This window comes from Bradyrhizobium pachyrhizi (assembly GCF_001189245.1).
GTDB lineage: Bacteria > Pseudomonadota > Alphaproteobacteria > Rhizobiales > Xanthobacteraceae > Bradyrhizobium > Bradyrhizobium pachyrhizi.
The window spans coordinates 314,073-314,697 of the sequence record NZ_LFIQ01000117.1; the positions used below are offsets into that span (position 1 = coordinate 314,073).

The 625-nt window shown below is 68.2% G+C and carries 1 protein-coding gene; it reads right to left on the reverse strand.

Features of this window, described 5'->3' with window-relative positions:
- A partial coding sequence (locus AKL29_RS33270) for an MBL fold metallo-hydrolase (RefSeq protein ID WP_244482558.1) occupies positions 1-625 on the reverse strand: 625 nt, incomplete at both ends.

A 625-nucleotide genomic window follows, 5' to 3' on the forward strand; every position in this document is an offset into this window, starting at 1 on the left:
GGCTGCAAGCGCGTGCCGGCCGCAGCGGCAGGTCTCGTAGTCGACGGGATCGTGGCTGTTGACGATCATCACATCGGCGCCATGCGCCGCCTTCAATTGCCGCAGCCGCTCCTGGTTCTGGATGCGCGTCGCGCGATCCATGTCCGCCCGGCGCTGGAACATGCCGAGCACCAGCGGGATCCGCGGCCTGGCATCGAGCTGCGCGTGGTGGAAATAGGCGTCGCCGGCGTGCAGCAGCCACCTGTCCTTGTCGCGCACCGCGATCCCGCAATGGCCGAGTGTGTGGCCCGGCAACGGGATCATCAGGATGTCAGGCTCGCGGTCGCCGAGCGCGCGCACGCCCTTGAAGCCGAACCAGTCCTCGCCGTCGGCACCATAGAACGTCCAGTCCGGCCCGTGCTGCCACTGCGCCGTGATGTAGCGCCCTATCGGCGGCGCGACCTGATGCGTCACTGCCATGTCGTACTCCTTGCGATGGACGTGCACCTTGGCCATCGGAAAGTCCGGTACGCCGCCGGCGTGATCGCGATCGAGATGCGTCAGCAGCACATGGCGCACATCGTCCGGCGAGAAGCCGAGCGCCTTGACCTGCCGCACCGCCGTCTCAGCCGGATCGAGCCGCGGC